Origin of the sequence: Streptomyces sp. NPDC086787 (assembly GCF_044745865.1) — a bacterium.
GTDB lineage: Bacteria > Actinomycetota > Actinomycetes > Streptomycetales > Streptomycetaceae > Streptomyces.
This window is the reverse complement of sequence record NZ_JBIVBC010000001.1, coordinates 1,113,537-1,131,372: the sequence shown is the minus strand read 5'-3', so window position 1 is coordinate 1,131,372 and position 17,836 is coordinate 1,113,537. Positions and strand designations below refer to the sequence as shown.

The following is a 17,836-nucleotide window of genomic DNA, read 5'->3' as shown; positions in this document are numbered from 1 at the left end:
GTCAGCGAATCAGGAAGTCGGCCTCTCCGGCCTTCGCGCCCTCGATGAACGCGGACATCTCGTCCGAGGTGTAGATCAGCGCAGGGCCGTCCGGGTCGGTCGACTGACGGACGGCGATGCGGCCGTCGGCCAGCTTCATCGCCTCCAGGCAGTTGCCCCCGTTACCGCCGCTCCACGGCTTGTGCCAGCCCTCGTTGCCCAACTCCCTCGCGGGCATGCCGTTGTAGATGCGCCGGTCCATTCAGAGCTCCTTGCGGAGATCCCGGAGGATCTCCTTCGTGCGGTGTGCCGTGGCGGCCTGGGCCGCCATTCGGTCCATGACCTCCAGGTGAGTCGCCACCTCCGAGCGCGCGTCCAGATAGACGGCGCCGGTCAGGTACTCGCTGTACACCATGTCCGGGAGCTCCGGCACGGCGAATCGGAACAGCACGAAGGGCCCGTAGGTGCCCGGGTGCGGCCCGTTGGCGAACGGGGCGATCTGGAGCGTCACGTGGGGCAGCTTCGCCGCCTCCAGCAGCTTGTCGATCTGCTCCCGCATCACCTCGGGGCCGCCAACCGTGCGGCGCAGCGCGGTCTCGTCCATCACCGCCCAGAAGCGGGGGGCGTCGGGGCGGTCGAGCAGTTCCTGGCGCCGTATGCGCAGCGCGACATGGCGCTCGATGTCCTCGGGGCTGGTCTGACCGATGGCTCCCGATCTGAGCACCCCGCGCGCGTAGTCCTCGGTCTGCAGCAGGCCGGGTACGAAGTGCGGCTCGTAGGAGCGGATCAGGGAGGCCGCGCCCTCCAGGCTGACGTACATCGAGAACCAGTTGGGCAGGATGTCATGGAACCGCTGCCACCAGCCGGGCTTGTTGGCCTCGTCGGCCAACTGCACGAAGAGTTCGGCCTCGTCGTCGGAGACGCCGTAGGCCTTCAGGAGGAGTTGGAGGTACGGGATCTTGAACGTGACCTCGGCCAGCTCCATGCGGCGGACGGTGGCCGGGGCCACGCGGAGGACGCGGGCCGCCTCCTCGCGCTTGAGCCCGGCGCGTTCCCGCAGGTCCAGCAGGCGCCTTCCGAGCACGACCTGCCCCACCGTCGGCGCGGACCGCGGTTCGCTCACGTCCCACCTCCACGAACGAATCCTGAACAGCCCTGCGGCGCCATTCGAAGATCCGTTCGAAGATCCGCTGGATCGTCGGTGATCCCAACTGGCGCCGCTCGAGGTGCTGTTGCGAGCAGTGTGTCACGGCCTTTCACCGCGTCATACAGCACTCTGCATTTTTCAGAGTGCCACTTGCCAAGTGTCCACGGCGGGGCGATAGTGGCAAGCGTGATTCCGTCAGCACCCTTAGGAACAGACGCCGTCGCGGACCGTCCAGGTCGCGACGCGACCGCGGGAGTCGCCCTTGCCGGGGCTGCTGCCGCCGCCGTGCGCCAGTTCCGGTTCGAACTGGCCGCACATCCGGGTTCTGCCGCCCAGGCGAGACGCCTGACGCGGGCCCGGCTGACCGGCTGGTCGGTGTGCGCGGACACCTGCGACGCGGCGGCTCTGGTCATTTCCGAGCTGGTCACCAATGCGATCGTGCACACCGCGAGCAGTCGCGTCGTGTGCGAGCTGCGCGACCACGACGACACGGTGCGCATAGCCGTGTGCGACGAGGGCTGTGCGCCCGGCGAGCCCCACCCGTCCCCGCAGCGGCCCGACGAGGAGCACGGGAGGGGGTTGCTTCTCGTCGACGCCGTGTGCCGGTCGTGGGGGGCTCAGGAGCACGGGCTCGGGCTGTTGGTCTGGGCAGAGCTGCCGCGTCAGTCCGACACCGCGTGGGGCATACCCGAACCCCGCGCACCGCACAATGACCTGGGGTGGGGGGCCCGGCCCAAGTCCGGGCAGCCCAACAGCTCGGGCGAGGACCACCAGGAGCAGGCGCACGCGCTGACCGACACCCGGGCGGGAACCCCGGCGGACGCATACGACGCCGACCCTTCGCGTCACGCTCCACACCACCTGTCGCACCCCACCGGTGCCACGCACCGGACCGGGGCCGCGAACAACGTCCCGCCCCAGCCGACAGCACGGCGCCACCCGTGGTCCGGGGCTCAGCCGCCGCCCCCGCAGCACGTCGGCTCCCAGCCCCGCACTTCCCGCCGTATGCGGCCGGAATGGCCGTGAGCCGCGGTGTCTCCGGGGCCGGCAGGGCTCTGGGACTGAACACCTTGGTGCGTCTGCGACGCGAGCAGGGTTCGGACGACGCACCCGGGTATCCGTCGCTGCCCGAGGGCATGACGGCACCGCTGGGCAGCGACGCGGTGGCGCTGCCCGCCCGTCTGGGGGCCCGGATCGTGCCCTGGTTGCCGCGCGTGGGATGCGTGTACGCCGACGAGACGCACTGGTGGTGGATCGTCCCGGCCGACTCCGACTACGCCCTGCCCTGGCCCTCCCCCGCCCACTACGAGCCCGGTGCCCGGATCCCGGAGGCCGCACGCCTCATCAACCGGCCGGACGACACGGTGCCGTACACCCCGCCGATCCTGCTGTACTTGGCGCTGTGCCGGGTGACGGGCACCACCCCGGACTGGTCACGCCCGATAAGCGCCTGAGCACGTAGGCGCCTGAACGCGTGGGCGCCTGGGCACGACAACGTCACCCACCGGGCACGCGCCCCTGCGCCCCTGTCGCCCCGTCAGGCGCCCCGGACGAGTTCCTCGCCGCCACGGACGATCACCAGGAAGGTGTCCGTGGAGAGGTCCATGACGACCTCGGCGGCCAGCCCCTCCAGGCGCCGCGCGTGAGCGAACTCCTCCGCGGGCCAGGAGCCTCGCGGCCCGCCGGCGGGAAAGCGTTCGAGCACCGTTCGCCCGTTCACCACCCTGCACCTCCCAAAGCGTCGTACCTGTAGGGGTTAACGCTCCGGAGGGCGTGATGGCCTCGGTCGGTGACATGACTGAGACCCACCTGACACCCGCCCGGCGCGGACGGTGCGGGTCCGTGTCAATACCTCACCGACGGCGTCAGTACGTCACCGGCAGCGCGCGCAGGCCTCGGGCGCGCACGGACGGGTGCCACCGCGGTTCCTCGTCGGGGAGGGCGAGGTCCGGGAGCCGTTCCAGCAGCGCGCCCAGCGCGATCTCCGTCTCGGCGCGGGCGAGCGGCGCACCCAGGCAGTAGTGGATGCCGTGGCCCAGGGCGAGATGGCCGGAGGTGTCGCGGTCGAGATCGAGACGGTCGGGGTCCGGGAAGCGCGCCGGGTCACGGTTGGCGGCGGACAGGGAGACCCAGACCGTCTCGCCGGCCGGGACGGTGACACCGCCGATGGTCACGTCCTCGACGGGGAAGCGCCGGATGCCGAGCAGCGCCGGGCCCTCGTAACGGGCGAACTCCTCCACGGCCGCCGGGATGCGCGCCGGGTTCTCGCGCAGCGCGGCGAGCTGTGCGGGGTGCTGGAGCAGGGCCAGCACCGCGTTGCCGATGAGCCGGACGGTGTTCTCGTACCCGGCGAACAGGATGAGGAAGGTGAGCGACATGAGCTCGTCCTCGGTGAGCCGGTCACCCCCCTCGTCGCGCACGCGGATCAGGTCGGAGAGGAGATCGTCGCCGGGGGTGGCGCGCTTGTCGGCGAGGAGCCTGGTGAAGAAGCCGAGCATGGCGGCGACCGCCTCCCGCCCGCCCTCGGGCCGGGCCGGGTCGGGGATCACGAGGCTGTCCGTCCAGGTCCGGAAGTCCAGCCGGTGGTCGTCCGGGATGCCGAGCAGATCGCAGATGACGGTGATGGGCAGCGGCGCGGCGTAGGAGGCGACCAGGTCGGTGGTGCCGTGCGGTCCGAGAGCGTCGAGGAGTTCGTCGGCGGTGCGCCGGATCGGCTTGCGGAGCGCTTCGATGCGGCGCGGGGTGAAGGCCTGGGAGACCAGCCGTCGGATGCGAGTGTGGTCGGGCGGGTCCATGTTGGAGAGGTTGGCGTCGAGGGCGGGCGGCAGGGCGAGACCCTTGTACGTGCCCGGCGTGGCATGTGCCTTGTCCAGCGAGAGGCGCTGGTCGCCGAGGGCGGCCCGGACGTCCTCGTACCGGGTGACCAGCCAGGCCGGTGTGCCGTCCGGTCCGGTGATGCGGTGCACCGGTGCGGTGTCGCGCAGTCGCCGGTAGACGTCGTAGGGGTGCTCGATGAGGCCGTCCGCGGGATCCATGGGAGCCACCCTATGAGGAGGCGTCAGATGCCGTGCTCCTGGATCCGTCACGTGCTTCGGCGGGGCCGGATGTCGTGGGAGGCCATGGGAGTTCGTTCGTCGTCCGCGCGGAAAAATTCGGATGCGTCCCTGGCCGGAGGGTGATCCGATGATCAGTCAGTTGTCGCTTGTCCACATCAGGAGCCCACATGATCAGGCGTGTCACCGTCCCCGGTCTCTTCCCTCCGCCCGCCTACTCGCACGCATCCGTGGTGGAGACCGGTACACGGCTCGCGTTTCTCGCCGGGGCCGTGCCGCTCGACGAGAAGGGGGAAGTGGTGGGACCGGGCGATCCGGTGCGGCAGGCCGAGCGGGTGATCGCGAATCTGGGCGAGCAGCTCGACTCCTTGGGCAGTGACCTGACTCATGTGGTGGCCACGGACGTGTATGTGGTGAGCGCTGAGCCCGCCGTGCTCTCCGAGGTGTGGGAAGTGGTCGAGGCGTCGGGGCTGAGCGTCGGACCGCACTCGTCGACGCTCATCGGCGTGGCCTGTCTCGGCTACACGGGACAGCTGGTGGAGATCACGGCCACGGCCGTCGTACCGGACGGACCCGCGCCCGTGAGCGGGGAACCGGCACCTGTGTTGCGCCGGGCCACCGCGCCCGACGCCAGGGTCGCCGCCGATGTCTGGCTGCGGTCGTTCTCCGCGGCGCTGCCGACGGTCGTACGGCCGCGCTCCGACGGCGAGGTGCACGACTACTTCCGGGACGTGGTCGTGCCGCGGCTGGAGACCTGGGTGGCCGAGTCCGCCGACGGCGCGATCGTGGGCGTGATGGTGCTGGACGGCGATCTGCTGGCCCAGCTCTATCTCGCCCCCGACTGGCGGGGACGCGGCCTCGGGGACCGGTTCGTCGCCCTGGCCAAGGAACGCGTCCCGCAGGGCCTCACCCTGTGGACCTTCCAGGTCAACGAGCCCGCGCACCGCTTCTACGAGCGGCACGGTTTCGTCGCCGTCGAGTTCACGGACGGCGCCGACAACGAGGAGAGGGAGCCGGATGTCCGTTACGTGTGGCGGCCGTGACCGCTGAGCCCGGGGTGCCCGGAGCCGCCCTCGTCTCGGCTGCTTACACTCATGCCGCCATTCAGGCACGGACAAGATCCTTCGGATGAACACAGGGCAGGGGCGGGGATGATCAGCAGACGCGGGCTGTTGGGCGGAGCGGCGTTGGTGGGGACCGGTGCGATGACGGGCGTGTTGGCGGGAGCGGGTTCCGCCGCCGCCGACGCGCCGCTGAACACGCCGTTCACTCCTGTCACCACGCCGCATCTCGCGGAGGCCGAGCGGATGGTGCAGTACCAGCGACTGCTGGCCACCGGCCATCTGACGGACGGTCTGGTCGGGCACTGGCCGCTGGACGGCTCCGCCGACGACCGCAGCGGACACGAGCACCCCGTCACGCTGGGCACGGGCGCGAGCTGGTCGGCCCTGCGGGCCGGCGGCGAACTGACCCTCACCGGGGACCCGGACGGGTACGCCGCCACCGGTTCCGTCCTCGACACCACCGCTCCGTTCTCGGTCGCGGCGTGGGTGCGTCTGGCGGACGGCGACAGTCCGGCCTCCCTGACCAACATGTACACCGCGGTGAGCCAGGACGGCGGCTCCGCCAGCCGCTTCCTGCTCCAGTACGACAACACGGTCGGCACCTGGGCGTTCAAGGTCCGCGGCGAGGACCAGAGCTCCAAGGCATCCGCCGTCTCCGTCACCCCCGTCACCAAAACCGGCGTCTGGACACACCTCACCGGTGTGTGGGACGGAACGCACATCCACCTGTACGTCGGTGGCGTGCTGAAGGGCAGCGCCGAGACCAGCCTGTCGTGGGCGGCCGCGCAGGGCTTCAACATCGGCCGGGCGCGCTGGGACGGCGCCTACGTGAACCGGTTCAAGGGCGCGGTGGACGACGTGCGGGCCTACTCCCGCGCGCTGACCGCCGACGAGGTCGCCCTCATCAGCGGCACCACGGCCCGCGCGAACAACCAGTACTACATGAGCACGTCGTCGACGCTCACTTGGGGCACGCCCGACAAGCTGTCGAGCTGGGTCGCGAAAGCCCGCTGCTCGTCGTTCATGACCGGCCTCCTGAAGCACACCTACGGCTGGGCCACGGACGACTACTTCCTCCAGTACTTCCAGGAGAAGGTTCCGGAGGCCGCCGACTACTGCACGGCGTTCACGAAGGGCACCGCGGGTCCCCGCTTCCAGCGCATCCGCAAGGTCGCCGACCTGCGGCCGGGCGACCTGGTCGCGATCGACTACAGCGGCAGCGACACCAAGAACACCGGTCACATCGTGATGGTCCGCGAGGTCAAGGGCGTCTACACCGGGAGCTCGACGGTCAGCGGCGAGACGCAGTACGCGGTCGAGATCGTCGACTGCACCTCGGATCCGCACGGGGTGTACGCGAAGGCCGGCTACGCGGCGTTCCCCGACACCCGCATGGTCGACGACGTCGAGGACCCGGAGAACCCGGGCGTCGGGAACTTCGAGGGCGTGGGCATCGGGCACATGATGTTCTACGCCGACAACACCACCGGCGAGTTCTCCCGGTACCGGTGGAGCGTGAACAGCGGCGCCTCGAACACGTACCCCCAGAGCCGGCGGCCGGTCGCGGCGGCGCGGATCGCCTGAGGCAGGACCTACGGAGGCGGGCTCGTCCGGGTGACGAGTCCCGCCGCCCGGGCGGCCGTGCCCAGAACCTCGCGCAGCATCTCGGGCGTGAGCCGGCCGGTGAAGGTGTTGCGCTGGCTGACGTGGAAGCAGCCGAACAGGTCCAGGGCGGCCCCACTGTCCGATCCCTCGGGTCCGTCGGGTCCGTCGGGTCCGTCGGGTCCGTCGGGTCCGTCGGGTCCGTCGAGCCGTACCCGGGCGCCGTGGGCGAAGGCGGGCCGGGGCCGGGGCACGTGCCAGCCTGCCTCGGCGAGCGCGGGCAGCGTGGCCTGCCAGCCGAAGGCACCGAGCACGACGACGGCCCTGAGCGTCGGGGACAGCAGTCCGAGTTCCCGGACCAGCCAGGGCCGGCACGCGTCGCGTTCCCCGGGGGTGGGCTTGTTGGCGGGCGGGGCACAGTGCACGGGCGCGGTGACGCGTACGCCGTACAGTTCCAGGCCGTCGTCGGCGCTGACGGAGTCGGGCTGCGACGCCAGGCCGATCTCGTACAGCGCCCGGTACAGCACGTCCCCGGAGCGGTCGCCGGTGAACATGCGGCCGGTGCGGTTGCCGCCGTGTGCGGCCGGGGCGAGGCCGACGATCAGCAGGGGGGCGTCGGGTGGTCCGAAGCCCGGCACCGGACGGCCCCAGTAGGTCCAGTCGGCGTAGGCGGCGCGCCTGGTGCGGGCCACCTCCTCACGCCAGGCGACCAGTCGTGGGCAGGCCCGGCAACCGGCGATGCGGTGGTCGAGGGCGGGCAGGCCGCTGGTTCCCATGGCTCCACCGTATGCCGGGCCCGGGAAAAGGGGTCCGGTTCACCCGGGCAATGCGGTTAAGGTCGGGTACATGCCTTCCGAGGACGCGACTGACAACAGGGACCGGAGCGCCGGGGGTACGGCCGATGCCTCGGACCCGCGGGGGCCGAAGGACCGACAGGACCCGCAGGACCGGCAGGACCCGGACATCGCCGCCGCGGTCGCCGCCGCCGAGGCCGCCGCTCCGGCCCCCGGCGAGAGTGTCCGTATCGACAGCTGGATCTGGGCCGTACGTCTGATCAAGACCCGCTCCCTGGGAGCCACCGCCTGCCGTGGCGGGCACGTCCGGGTGAACGGCGAGCGTGTCAAGCCCGCCCATTCCGTGCGCGCAGGAGACGAGGTGCGGCTGCGGCAGGAGGGCTGGGAGCGGATCGTCGTCGTCAAGCGCCTGATCCGCAAGCGGGTCGGTGCCCCCGTGGCCGCGCAGTGCTACGTCGACAACTCCCCGCCGCCCCCGCCCCGCACGGCAACGGCCCCCGTGGGCATCCGCGACCGCGGAGCCGGACGGCCCACCAAGCGCGACCGTCGCGAACTGGAGCGGCTGCGCGGAGCGGGCGGACCCGGAAGCACCGAAGGCCGGCCCGAGGGACGGTGACCGGGCGGTCACGGCCGCCGCACCAGCCGCAGCAGCTCCCTGTTGTGCCCGCGCCGGGCCCAGGCCACGAGGGTCAGGGGCACGATCAGGATGAGCGGGGTCGCGGCGTACTGGCCGTCGAAGACCGTGAGCTGGACGATGAACGCGCCCACCATCAGCGCGCTGAGCGCCATGGCCGCGACCGACTGCAGGACGGGGATCAACAGGCCCACCGCCCCAGCGAGTTCGAGGGCTCCGATGGTGTACATGCCCGCGCTGCCCCAGCCGATCCGGTCGAAGGACTCGACCGCCGAGGGGTGCGCGATCAGCTTGGGCAGCGCGCTCGCGACGGCGTAGAAGAGCGCGAGGAGCACCTGCACCGCGCGCAGGGCGATCATGGCGCGGCGACCGCGGGACGTCGGGACGGGGGCGGCTGGAACGGTGGTCTCGGACACGGGTTCTCCTGAGTGAGGCGGTCTGGTCCCTGCTGTTGTCATGGAGGTAGACCGGGCCTCACACGGAAACTCATCGGAGTACGTTGTAGGGAGGAGCCGTGATTACGATGCGTACAGGCAGTGAGCCCGTGACCGCGCGCAGTGCCCTGCGGGCGCGGTTCTGGCTGAGCCTGTGGGGCGTGGTGTGGGCGGTCTTCGGCACGACCATCTTCGCGCTCACCGGGCACGTCGGCTGGGCGGCCGCCTGCGGTGTGCTGTGGCTGATCGCTGCTGTCGACATGACCATGATCCTCAGACACATCCGGCAGGGCCCGCACTACCAGCCGGGCCGTGAGGTCCCGCCCTACCGGCCGGCGGAGGACCGTCCGCCCTGGCGGCGGCCTCCGCAGCGCCGGCATTCGTGACTCAGGAGTCGAAGCGCGCGGCCTTCAGGTACTCCGGGTTGGGGTCCAGCGCGGCGGCCAGCCGGAAGTGGCGCTTGGCCTGGTCGGGGCGTCCCATCCGCTCGTAGGTACGGGCCAGCGCGAAGTGCGCGAACGCGTTGTCCGGCTCGCGCTCCAGAACGATGGTGAACTCCAGCTCCGCGGGTCGCAGTTGCGCGGCCGCGAAGAAGGCGCGGGCGCGCAGCAGCCGTGCGGCCGTGTTCTCGGGGTGGGCGGCGATGACACCGTCGAGCAGTTTCACCGCGCCCCGCGGGTCCCGTGCGTTGAGCAGTTGCTCGGCGGCACGGAAATCGATGACGTGCGTCTCCGGAGTACGTCCGGTCGAACCGCTGATCTCGGGCACGGCACAGTCCTTCCCTCGCTGAAGCCGTTCAACGCCCCGGTACCGGGCCGCTATTCCCCGGGCGCCTGTTCCCGCGCCTCCTGGACCAGCGCGGCCCACACCTCGTCAACGCGCCGCTCCAGCGCCTCAAGGGGTACGTCGTTGTCGATGACGACGTCCGCGATTTCCAGGCGCTTCTCGCGGGTCGCCTGCGCCGCCATACGGGCACGGGCGTCCTCCTCGGTCATCCCCCGCAGCCGTACCAGCCGGTCCAGCTGGGTTCCGGGGGGCGCGTCGACGACGACCACGACGTCGTACAGCGGTGCGAGGCCGTTCTCGGTGAGGAGCGGGACGTCGTGGACCACCACCGCGCCGTCGGCCGCGGCGCCCTCCAGTTCCTGGGAGCGGGCGCCGACCAGGGGGTGGACGATCGAGTTCAGCACGGCCAGCTTGTCCGGGTCCGCGAAGACCACGGACCCCAGCCTGGGCCGGTCCAGGCTGCCGTCGGCAGCGAGCACCTCCTCGCCGAAGGCCTCGACGACCGCCGCCAGACCGGGAGTTCCCGGCGCGACGACCTCCCGCGCGATACGGTCCGCGTCGATCAGCACGGCGCCGCGGGCGACGAGCAGCCGTGACACCTCGCTCTTGCCCGCGCCGATCCCACCGGTGAGCCCCACTTTCAGCATGTCGGCAAGTCTAGACAGTCCCTAGATCTCGCCCTCCCGCTCCGCCAGGAACTTCTCGAACTCGCGGCCGATCTCGTCCGCCGAGGGGATGTCCACCGGTTCGGCGAGCATGTTGCCTCGGCTCTCGGCGCCCGCGGCGGCGTCGTACTGGTGCTCAAGGCCCTGGACCAGAGAGGTCAGTTCCTCGTCGCCTTCCTGGATCTGCCGGTCGATCTCGGTCTGGGTGCGGTGGGCGTCGGTGCGCAGGGCGTGGGCGATGCCGGGCAGGACCAGGCCGGTGGCGGCCGTGATGGCCTCCAGGACGGTCAGCGCCGCGTCCGGGTACAGGGAGCGGGCGATGTAGTGCGGAACGTGCGCGGCGACGCCCAGTACGTCGTACCCGGCCTCCATGAGCCGGTACTCGACGAGCGCCTCGGCGCTGCCGGGCACCTGTGCCTCGTCGAAGGGGCTGCGGTGGCCCGGGACGAGTTCGGTGCGGTTGCCGTGCGGGGTGAGGCCCACCGGGCGGGTGTGCGGGACGCCCATGGGTATGCCGTGGAAGTTCACGGAGAGGCGGACGCCGAGGCGCTCCACGATCTGCCGTACGGCGGCGGCGAAGCGCTCCCACTCGACGTCCGGCTCGGGACCGGAGAGCAGCAGGAAGGGCGCGCCCGTGGTGTCCTGGACGAGCCGGACCTCGATCGCGGGCTCCTCGTACTCGGTCCAGCGGTCCCGCTTGAAGGTGAGCAGCGGGCGGCGGGCCCGGTAGTCCACGAGCCGGTCGTGGTCGAAGCGGGCCACGACCTGGTGCGGCAGCGTGTCGAGGAGCCGGTCGACGATCTGGTCGCCGGTTTCACCCGCGTCGATGTATCCGTCGAAGTGGTAGAGCATGACGAGACCGGCCGACTCCTGGGCGAGCGCCATGTCGACGACGGCGAGCCCCTTCGGCTCCCACGTGTACAAACCCTGCGGATCAAGCACTGTGACCGCTCCTCCTCGTGTCCGTAGTCGTCAACACGGCCCGGAACGTGGGCATTCCCGTCCGTGCCCCTGATCAGGCACCTTTCAGCGGCATTTCATGGGCTGGTCCACCACCGCGCGAGGTTCCGGCCGGGCACACACCACCCGGCACACGCCGAGGGCCCGCATCCCAGGTGGGATGCGGGCCCTCGGTCACTGCTCAGGCGTCAGGCCTCAGCGGCGGTGAGCCTCAGCTCTGGCCGCCGGCGAGCTTCTCACGCAGCGCGGCGAGCGCCTCGTCCGAAGCGAGCGCGCCGGAGGTGTCGGCACCCTCGGAGGAGTACGAACCACCGCCGGCCGCGGCCGGAGCCGCAGCCTCGCCACCCTCGGCGGCGGCAGCCGCGTCGGCCTCGCGGGACTTGATGACCTGCTGCTGGTGCTGCTCGAAGCGGGTCTGCGCCTCGGCGTACTGGTGCTCCCACGCCTCGCGCTGGGTCTCGTAGCCCTCGAGCCAGTCGTTGGTCTCGGGGTCGAAGCCCTCGGGGTAGATGTAGTTGCCCTGGTCGTCGTAGGACGCGGCCATGCCGTAGAGGGTCGGGTCGAACTCGACCGAGGCCGGGTCGCTGCCGAAGGACTCGTTGGCCTGCTTCAGCGAGAGGCTGATGCGGCGACGCTCGAGGTCGATGTCGATGACCTTGACGAAGATCTCGTCGTTGACCTGGACGACCTGCTCCGGGATCTCCACGTGGCGCTCGGCCAGCTCGGAGATGTGGACCAGACCCTCGATGCCCTCGTCCACGCGGACGAACGCACCGAACGGAACCAGCTTGGTGACCTTGCCGGGGACGACCTGGCCGATCTGGTGCGTGCGGGCGAACTGCTGCCACGGGTCTTCCTGGGTCGCCTTCAGCGACAGGGAGACACGCTCGCGGTCCATGTCGACGTCGAGAACCTCGACGGTGACCTCCTGGCCGACCTCGACAACCTCGGACGGGTGGTCGATGTGCTTCCAGGACAGCTCGGAGACGTGGACCAGACCGTCGACGCCACCCAGGTCCACGAAGGCACCGAAGTTGACGATCGAGGAGACCACGCCGGAGCGGACCTGACCCTTCTGGAGGGTCGTGAGGAACGTCTGGCGGACCTCGGACTGGGTCTGCTCCAGCCAGGCGCGGCGGGACAGGACCACGTTGTTGCGGTTCTTGTCCAGCTCGATGATCTTGGCCTCGAGCTCCTTGCCCACGTAGGGCTGGAGGTCGCGGACACGGCGCATCTCGACGAGGGAGGCCGGCAGGAAGCCACGGAGGCCGATGTCGAGGATGAGACCACCCTTGACGACCTCGATGACGGTACCGGTGACGATGCCGTCCTCTTCCTTGATCTTCTCGATGGTGCCCCAGGCGCGCTCGTACTGGGCGCGCTTCTTCGAGAGGATCAGGCGGCCTTCCTTGTCCTCCTTCTGGAGAACGAGGGCTTCGATCTCGTCACCGACGGCGACGACCTCGTTGGGGTCGACGTCGTGCTTGATCGAGAGCTCACGGCTCGGGATGACACCTTCGGTCTTGTAACCGATGTCGAGCAGGACCTCGTCCCGGTCGACCTTCACGATGACGCCGTCGACGATGTCGCCGTCGTTGAAGTACTTGATCGTCTCGTCGATCGCGGCGAGGAAGGCTTCCTCGTTACCGATGTCGTTGACCGCAACCTGCGGGGTGGTGGCGGTGGTCTCGGTGCTGCTCGTCATGTGGGAAAGGGCTCCGGTACGGACATTGAAGTCGTAGGTACTGCTACGCCGGGAGCCCGTATCGCTCTGAAGAAGCCGGACAGCCAAGGAAGCGCCCCACCGGTGAACCGATGATGGCGCCTCGACAACCGAGGGGACATACAACAGATGCGAGCGCAGCCTGCTAGGTCTGAGGTGCGCAGGCCCGCAGCGCAACTTGTAGCATACGGGCGCGGCCGGACAGGGTCAATGCGCGAAGCCCCCACCGGGGGCGGATCCCCACATACCCGGCACAGAAACCCTCGAAGGGTTGCAGGGAAGAGTACGACGAGGGAGCGGATCATCCAAGAGTCAGAAGCGTTCGAACCGGAAGCCACCCGGCGTGCCGCCGGGGTCACGGAGAGCTCCCGGGCCAACCGGGGCTGGTGGGACCGGAACGCGGACGAGTACCAGGTCGAGCACGGCACCTTCCTCGGCGACGACCGTTTCGTGTGGGGCCCCGAGGGTCTCGACGAGCTGGAGGCCGGGCTGCTCGGCGACCCCGCGGAGCTCAAGGGCAGGGACGTCCTGGAGATCGGCGCGGGCGCGGCGCAGTGCGCGCGCTGGCTGGCCGCCCAGGGAGCGCGCCCGGTGGCGCTCGACCTGTCGCACCGCCAGCTCCAGCACGCGCTGCGGATCGGCGGATCGTTTCCGCTCGTCTGTGCCGACGCCGGGGCGCTGCCCTTCGCGGACGCCTCCTTCGACCTGGTGTGCTCGGCCTACGGGGCGCTGCCGTTCGTGGCGGACCCGCAGCTGGTGCTGCGCGAGGGGTACCGGGTGCTGCGGCCGGGCGGCCGTTTCGTCTTCTCCGTGACGCACCCGCTCCGCTGGGCCTTCCCGGACGAGCCCGGGCCCGAGGGCCTCACGGTGTCGGCCTCCTACTTCGACCGCACGCCGTATGTCGAGCAGGACGAGGACGGCGGGGCGGTCTACGTCGAGCACCACAGGACGATCGGCGACCGCGTCCGGGACGTCGTGGCGTCGGGATTCCGTCTGGTGGACCTGGTCGAGCCGGAGTGGCCGTCCTGGAACACCTCGGAGTGGGGCGGCTGGTCCCCGCTGCGCGGCGGTCTCATCCCGGGCACGGCGATCTTCGTGTGCGAACGGGACTGAGCCGCGTGCCCGGGCGGATCTGACTGTCTCGACCCGCGCGCGTGCGGGCGGGCGCCGGGCACGCGCGCGTAGGGCGCGCCCGGGGCCGCCCGGGGGTCGTACGACACTGGGGGGCGTGATCCGTTACGACGCGCTGGACTCCCTTCCCGTTCGCGCCGCCCTGCCCGCCCTGGACGACGCTCTGGAGGAGCACGGCACCGCGGTCCTCGTGGCACCGCCAGGCACCGGCAAGACGACGCTGGTGCCCCTGGAGCTGGCCGGGCTGCTGGGTGAGGGTCCGGCGCGCCGGGTGGTCGTGGCCGAGCCGCGGCGGATCGCCGCGCGGGCGGCGGCCCGGCGGATGGCGTGGCTGCTCGGCGAGGAGACCGGCCGGAGCGTCGGCTACACGGTGCGCGGTGAGCGGGTCGTGGGCCCCCACGCGCGCGTGGAGGTCGTCACGACCGGGGTGCTGCTTCAGCGGCTCCAGCGGGACCAGGAGCTGGCGGGCGTCGACGTGGTGGTGCTGGACGAGTGCCACGAACGGCATCTGGACGCGGACACGGCGGCCGCGTTCCTGTGGGACGTACGGCAGACCCTGCGGCCGGAGCTGCGCCTGGTGGCCGCGTCGGCGACGACCGACGCCGAGGGATGGTCCCGGCTGCTGGGCGATGCGCCCGTGGTCGAGGCGGCCGGCGTGTCGTATCCCGTGGAGGTGGTGTGGGCGCCGCCCGCCCGTCCGGTGCGACCGCCGCACGGGATGCGGGTGGACCCCGCACTGGTGTCGCACGTGGCCTCGGTGGTCCGGCGGGCGTTGACCGAGCGGGCCGGGGACGTGCTGTGCTTCCTGCCGGGCGTGGGCGAGATCGCGCGGGTGGCCGGCCGGCTGGGCGAGCTGGACGGCGTCGAGGTGCTCCAGGTGCACGGGCGGGCGCCGGCGGCCGTGCAGGACGCGGTGCTGGCACCCGGCGAACGGCGTCGGGTGGTGCTCGCCACCGCGGTGGCGGAGTCCTCGCTGACGGTGCCCGGGGTGCGGGTGGTGGTGGACGCCGGGCTGGCCCGGGAGCCGCGCGTCGACCACGCGCGCGGGCTGAGCGCGCTGGCGACGGTACGGGCCTCGCGGGCGGCGGGGCGGCAGCGGGCGGGCCGGGCCGGGCGTGAGGCACCGGGGACGGTGTACCGGTGCTGGACGGAGGCCGAGGACACCCGGCTGCCGCGTTTCCCGCCACCGGAGATCAAGGTGGCCGACCTGACGGCGTTCGCCCTTCAGGCGTCCTGCTGGGGCGATCCGGACGCGTCCGGGCTGGCGCTGCTGGATCCACCGCCGGGCGGGGCGATGGCGGCAGCGCGTGGGGTGTTGTCGGCGGTCGGTGCGGTGGATCCTGCCGGTCGGGTGACGGAGCGGGGCGCGCGGCTGGCGCGGCTGGGGTTGCACCCCCGGCTGGGACGGGCGCTGCTCGATGCCGGGGGCGGGCGGGCCGCGGAGGTCGTCGCGCTGCTCAGCGAAGAGGCTCCGCGGGAGTACGGGGACGATCTCGCCGGTGCCGTGCGGGGTGCCCGGGGCGGGGGTGACGCCTACTCGGGGCGGTGGCGGGCGGAGGTTCGGCGGTTGCGGGCCGTCGCCGGGGAGGTGTCCCGACAGCCTGCCCGTGAGCCTTCGTCACAGGAACGGCTCGCCGGGCTGGTCGCCGCGCTCGCGTTTCCCGAGCGGGTCGCCCGGCTCGACGGCGGTTCGTATCTCATGGTGTCCGGGACCCGGGCCGAACTCTTCGACGGGTCGCCGCTGCGCGGGGCGCCCTGGATCGCCGTGGCCGTCGCCGACCGGCCGGTGGGCAGCGGGCACGCGCGCGTGCGGCTCGGGGCGGCGGTGGACGAGGACGTCGCCCGGCTCGCCGCCGGGGCACTGCTGGCGGAGCGGGACGAGGTCCACTGGGCCGACGGGGACGTGGTGGCGCGGCGGGTGGAACGGCTCGGGGCCGTCGAGCTGTCGGTGCGGCCGCTGCCGGACGCCGATCCCGCCCTCGTACGCGAGGCGCTGCGCGAGGGGCTGCGGCGGGAGGGGCTCGGTCTGCTGCGGTGGTCGCCGGACGCGGGCGTGCTCCGGCAGCGGCTGGCCTTCCTGCGGCTGCGCCTCGGGGAGCCGTGGCCGGACGTGTCGGACGAGGTCCTGTCCGCGCGCGCGGACGACTGGCTGGAGCCCGAACTGGGGCGGGCCCGGCGGCGGGCCGATCTCGCGCGGATCGACGCCGGGGAGGCGCTCGGGCGGCTGCTGCCCTGGGCGGGCGGGGAGGCGGCGCGGCTGGACGAACTGGCGCCCGAGCGGATCACCGTACCGAGCGGGTCCAGGATCCGGATCGACTACACGAACCCCGAGCAGCCCGTGCTCGCCGTGAAGCTGCAGGAGATGTTCGGGCTTCAGGAGTCGCCGCGGGTGGCCGGGGTACCGCTGCTCGTGCACCTCCTCTCCCCCGCCGGGCGGCCCGCGGCCGTCACCGCCGACCTGGCCTCCTTCTGGCGGGACGGCTACAAGGGCGTACGGGCGGAGCTGCGGGGCCGCTATCCGCGGCATCCGTGGCCGGAGGATCCTGCCGGGGCGGAGCCGACGCGCCACACCAACGCCCGGCTCAGGCGCTGACCGGCTCCGGATCCGCGGACCGCGCGGGAGCGGGGTCGTCCGGCCGGCGGCCACGTGCCTCCAGGTACAGGGCGAGCGCCAGCAGCAGGAGTCCGACGCCCAACAGGCCCCAGGGCAGATACGAGGTGAGCAGCAGGACCAGGGTGCGGTTGTGCTTGACCAGGGCCACGGTGTGCTCGATGTAGTCCTCGCGCATCTTCACGTGCCCGGCGAACGCCGTCACCCTGTCCCGGCCGCCCAGCAGGGTGCCGCCGCGCAGTTCCTCCTGGTGGATCTCCTCGCCGTAGACGGGGGCACCGGTCACCGGTTCGACCCAGAACCTGCGGACGGTGGTGTACCAGCGGGTCGTGCCCGTCTTCGCGACCGACTCCGGGGTGATGCCCTGCACGGGCATGGTCCTGGGGAAGGGGACCTTGGTCCAGGGGACGGTCTGCTCGAAGTAGTAGACCTTCACCCCGCGGAAGGTTCGGGTGTCCTTGTAGTGGATGGGGTTGGCGGTCCGGGTCTGCGCGTCGAAGTACTGGTAGTCCCGCTTCTCGGTCAGGAACGGGAACTTGAACTCGATGCCCTGGCGGGTGACCGGGTCGCCGTCGACCATCTCACCGGTGGCGTGGACGGGTTCCTGGGAGTGGGCGTCGAAGATGTAGCGCTCGGGGAAGCTGGAGACCATGTTGCCGTCGGGGCCCTGGACGTAGGACAGGCCGTCCCAGACGACGACGTCCTTGCCCGCCGTCGCCCCGATCCGCTTCGAGGCCGCCACGTCGCCCTTGAGGGTCTGCACGATGGTGACCTTGGAGACCTTCCTGGCCTGCATCGTGCCGTAGTCGAGGAGAGTGGCGTCCTTGGCCTCCAGGACCATGTCCTGGTACTGGTTCGCGGGAATCCTGGCCAGGCGCGGGAAGGCGTACCAGCGCAGCAGCGGGGACAGGGCCGTGCAGAACACGGCGAGGGCGAGCAGGACCAGGCCGGCCGTGCGGCGCATGTCGGCCTCCCTCCCGGACGGGCGGTTACGGGTGTGCGGGCACCGTGGTGAGCAGTGGTCTGGGGGACGTGCCGCCGTCCGGTGAGCCCATGGCGGTGATCGCCACGACCAGGGCCAGCGCGAGGGCGAGGCCGATCGCGGCGGCGATCAGAGCACGCATGAGGCCTCCCCACGAACAATTCCTGACAGGTCGTCAGGTCGGGCACCGTAGCAATGGCGGAGCGAGATGAGAACACGTCGTACGCAGGTGGCACGCGGACGAGGGCGCCCCTCCGTGAAACGGAGGGGC

Annotated in this window: 19 protein-coding genes and 2 pseudogenes; 9 read left to right on the top strand and 12 right to left on the bottom strand. The window is 71.5% G+C overall.

Features of this window, described 5'->3' with window-relative positions; genetic code table 11:
* Position 1 precedes the first annotated feature (1 nt).
* Positions 2–241, bottom strand: coding sequence for a DUF397 domain-containing protein (locus tag ACIPK3_RS05255; RefSeq protein ID WP_402566658.1), 240 nt, complete (start codon positions 239–241; stop codon positions 2–4).
* Positions 242–1,102 carry a helix-turn-helix domain-containing protein gene (locus ACIPK3_RS05250; RefSeq protein ID WP_402566657.1) on the bottom strand — a complete coding sequence of 287 codons (861 nt, stop codon included), beginning with the start codon at positions 1,100–1,102 and terminating at the stop codon, positions 242–244. It abuts the gene before it with no gap.
* A 174-nt stretch (positions 1,103–1,276) separates the two neighbouring features.
* Between ACIPK3_RS05250 and ACIPK3_RS05245 the strand changes: the two are divergent.
* Positions 1,277–1,939 (top strand): annotated as a pseudogene (locus tag ACIPK3_RS05245) (ATP-binding protein); the annotation flags it as partial.
* Between the two features lie 203 nt (positions 1,940–2,142).
* On the top strand, positions 2,143–2,580 hold the full coding sequence (locus ACIPK3_RS05240) for a hypothetical protein (protein ID WP_402566656.1): 438 nt from the start codon (positions 2,143–2,145) through the stop codon (positions 2,578–2,580).
* A gap of 83 nt (positions 2,581–2,663) precedes the next feature.
* On the opposite strand, the gene ACIPK3_RS05235 is transcribed toward ACIPK3_RS05240, so the two are convergent.
* Both ACIPK3_RS05235 and ACIPK3_RS05230 read right to left on the bottom strand, forming a co-directional pair.
* Complete coding sequence (locus tag ACIPK3_RS05235; protein WP_402566655.1) at positions 2,664–2,849, bottom strand: hypothetical protein; 186 nt, start codon at positions 2,847–2,849, stop codon at positions 2,664–2,666.
* Between the two features lie 142 nt (positions 2,850–2,991).
* Entirely contained in the window at positions 2,992–4,161 is a 1,170-nt protein-coding gene (locus ACIPK3_RS05230; RefSeq protein ID WP_402566654.1) for a cytochrome P450, read from the bottom strand.
* 188 nt (positions 4,162–4,349) lie between these two features.
* Here ACIPK3_RS05230 and ACIPK3_RS05225 point away from each other — a divergent pair.
* From ACIPK3_RS05225 to ACIPK3_RS05215, 3 genes and pseudogenes are all read left to right on the top strand, one after another.
* Positions 4,350–4,682: pseudogene (locus ACIPK3_RS05225) on the top strand (RidA family protein); the annotation flags it as partial.
* 78 nt (positions 4,683–4,760) lie between these two features.
* Positions 4,761–5,222, top strand: a complete 462-nt coding sequence (locus ACIPK3_RS05220; RefSeq protein ID WP_402566861.1) for a GNAT family N-acetyltransferase — start codon at positions 4,761–4,763, stop codon at positions 5,220–5,222.
* 108 nt (positions 5,223–5,330) lie between these two features.
* Positions 5,331–6,827 (top strand): LamG domain-containing protein, encoded by a 1,497-nt coding sequence (locus tag ACIPK3_RS05215; RefSeq protein ID WP_402566653.1) that lies wholly within the window; start codon positions 5,331–5,333, stop codon positions 6,825–6,827.
* Positions 6,828–6,835: 8 nt separating this feature from the next.
* Here the strand turns inward: ACIPK3_RS05215 and ACIPK3_RS05210 are convergent, their stop codons facing one another.
* A complete protein-coding gene (locus ACIPK3_RS05210) occupies positions 6,836–7,621 on the bottom strand; it encodes a uracil-DNA glycosylase (RefSeq protein WP_402566652.1) in 786 nt (261 codons plus the stop codon).
* Between the two features lie 70 nt (positions 7,622–7,691).
* Here ACIPK3_RS05210 and ACIPK3_RS05205 point away from each other — a divergent pair, with 70 nt between their 5' ends.
* Positions 7,692–8,255, top strand: a complete 564-nt coding sequence (locus ACIPK3_RS05205) for an RNA-binding S4 domain-containing protein (RefSeq protein WP_402566651.1) — start codon at positions 7,692–7,694, stop codon at positions 8,253–8,255.
* Positions 8,256–8,263: 8 nt separating this feature from the next.
* Here the strand turns inward: ACIPK3_RS05205 and ACIPK3_RS05200 are convergent, their stop codons facing one another.
* The gene (locus tag ACIPK3_RS05200) at positions 8,264–8,731 is read right to left on the bottom strand and encodes a DoxX family protein (protein ID WP_402566650.1); all 468 of its coding nucleotides are present in this window, start codon (positions 8,729–8,731) and stop codon (positions 8,264–8,266) included.
* A 65-nt stretch (positions 8,732–8,796) separates the two neighbouring features.
* Here ACIPK3_RS05200 and ACIPK3_RS05195 point away from each other — a divergent pair, with 65 nt between their 5' ends.
* Positions 8,797–9,093, top strand: a complete 297-nt coding sequence (locus ACIPK3_RS05195) for a DUF6343 family protein (protein WP_402566649.1) — start codon at positions 8,797–8,799, stop codon at positions 9,091–9,093.
* A gap of 1 nt (position 9,094) precedes the next feature.
* Here the strand turns inward: ACIPK3_RS05195 and ACIPK3_RS05190 are convergent, their stop codons facing one another.
* The 4 genes from ACIPK3_RS05190 to rpsA all read right to left on the bottom strand — a co-directional run bounded on the left by ACIPK3_RS05190 (position 9,095) and on the right by rpsA (position 12,823).
* Positions 9,095–9,475, bottom strand: coding sequence for a tetratricopeptide repeat protein (locus ACIPK3_RS05190; protein WP_402566648.1), 381 nt, complete (start codon positions 9,473–9,475; stop codon positions 9,095–9,097).
* A gap of 50 nt (positions 9,476–9,525) precedes the next feature.
* On the bottom strand, positions 9,526–10,140 hold the full coding sequence (gene coaE, locus ACIPK3_RS05185) for a dephospho-CoA kinase (protein ID WP_402566647.1): 615 nt from the start codon (positions 10,138–10,140) through the stop codon (positions 9,526–9,528).
* A gap of 21 nt (positions 10,141–10,161) precedes the next feature.
* Positions 10,162–11,100: a PAC2 family protein gene (locus tag ACIPK3_RS05180; protein WP_402566646.1), complete on the bottom strand. Its 939-nt coding sequence runs from the start codon at positions 11,098–11,100 to the stop codon at positions 10,162–10,164.
* Between the two features lie 229 nt (positions 11,101–11,329).
* Positions 11,330–12,823 (bottom strand): 30S ribosomal protein S1, encoded by a 1,494-nt coding sequence (gene rpsA, locus ACIPK3_RS05175; RefSeq protein WP_402566645.1) that lies wholly within the window; start codon positions 12,821–12,823, stop codon positions 11,330–11,332.
* A 228-nt stretch (positions 12,824–13,051) separates the two neighbouring features.
* Between rpsA and ACIPK3_RS05170 the strand changes: the two genes are divergently transcribed.
* Positions 13,052–13,954, top strand: coding sequence for a class I SAM-dependent methyltransferase (locus ACIPK3_RS05170; RefSeq protein ID WP_402566644.1), 903 nt, complete (start codon positions 13,052–13,054; stop codon positions 13,952–13,954).
* Between the two features lie 115 nt (positions 13,955–14,069).
* Positions 14,070–16,565 carry an ATP-dependent helicase HrpB gene (gene hrpB, locus ACIPK3_RS05165; RefSeq protein WP_402566643.1) on the top strand — a complete coding sequence of 832 codons (2,496 nt, stop codon included), beginning with the start codon at positions 14,070–14,072 and terminating at the stop codon, positions 16,563–16,565.
* Here hrpB and ACIPK3_RS05160 read toward each other — a convergent pair.
* Entirely contained in the window at positions 16,555–17,547 is a 993-nt protein-coding gene (locus ACIPK3_RS05160; RefSeq protein ID WP_402566642.1) for a DUF3068 domain-containing protein, read from the bottom strand. The genes hrpB and ACIPK3_RS05160 overlap by 11 nt on opposite strands.
* A gap of 25 nt (positions 17,548–17,572) precedes the next feature.
* Positions 17,573–17,707 carry an SPW_0924 family protein gene (locus ACIPK3_RS05155; RefSeq protein ID WP_402566641.1) on the bottom strand — a complete coding sequence of 45 codons (135 nt, stop codon included), beginning with the start codon at positions 17,705–17,707 and terminating at the stop codon, positions 17,573–17,575.
* Positions 17,708–17,836: the final 129 nt, after the last annotated feature.

What these genes read in the sequence shown, in the direction of transcription:
- ACIPK3_RS05200 (WP_402566650.1), bottom strand. Translation starts at nt 8,731, where the DNA reads ATGACAACAGCAGGGACCAGACCGCCTCACTCAGGAGAACCCGTGTCC.
- ACIPK3_RS05240 (WP_402566656.1), top strand. Translation starts at nt 2,143, where the DNA reads ATGGCCGTGAGCCGCGGTGTCTCCGGGGCCGGCAGGGCTCTGGGACTG.
- ACIPK3_RS05215 (WP_402566653.1), top strand. Translation starts at nt 5,331, where the DNA reads ATGATCAGCAGACGCGGGCTGTTGGGCGGAGCGGCGTTGGTGGGGACC.
- ACIPK3_RS05255 (WP_402566658.1), bottom strand. Translation starts at nt 241, where the DNA reads ATGGACCGGCGCATCTACAACGGCATGCCCGCGAGGGAGTTGGGCAAC.
- ACIPK3_RS05210 (WP_402566652.1), bottom strand. Translation starts at nt 7,621, where the DNA reads ATGGGAACCAGCGGCCTGCCCGCCCTCGACCACCGCATCGCCGGTTGC.
- coaE (WP_402566647.1), bottom strand. Translation starts at nt 10,140, where the DNA reads ATGCTGAAAGTGGGGCTCACCGGTGGGATCGGCGCGGGCAAGAGCGAG.
- ACIPK3_RS05230 (WP_402566654.1), bottom strand. Translation starts at nt 4,161, where the DNA reads ATGGATCCCGCGGACGGCCTCATCGAGCACCCCTACGACGTCTACCGG.
- ACIPK3_RS05205 (WP_402566651.1), top strand. Translation starts at nt 7,692, where the DNA reads ATGCCTTCCGAGGACGCGACTGACAACAGGGACCGGAGCGCCGGGGGT.
- ACIPK3_RS05155 (WP_402566641.1), bottom strand. Translation starts at nt 17,707, where the DNA reads ATGCGTGCTCTGATCGCCGCCGCGATCGGCCTCGCCCTCGCGCTGGCC.
- ACIPK3_RS05160 (WP_402566642.1), bottom strand. Translation starts at nt 17,547, where the DNA reads ATGCGCCGCACGGCCGGCCTGGTCCTGCTCGCCCTCGCCGTGTTCTGC.
- rpsA (WP_402566645.1), bottom strand. Translation starts at nt 12,823, where the DNA reads ATGACGAGCAGCACCGAGACCACCGCCACCACCCCGCAGGTTGCGGTC.
- ACIPK3_RS05195 (WP_402566649.1), top strand. Translation starts at nt 8,797, where the DNA reads ATGCGTACAGGCAGTGAGCCCGTGACCGCGCGCAGTGCCCTGCGGGCG.
- ACIPK3_RS05170 (WP_402566644.1), top strand. Translation starts at nt 13,052, where the DNA reads ATGCGCGAAGCCCCCACCGGGGGCGGATCCCCACATACCCGGCACAGA.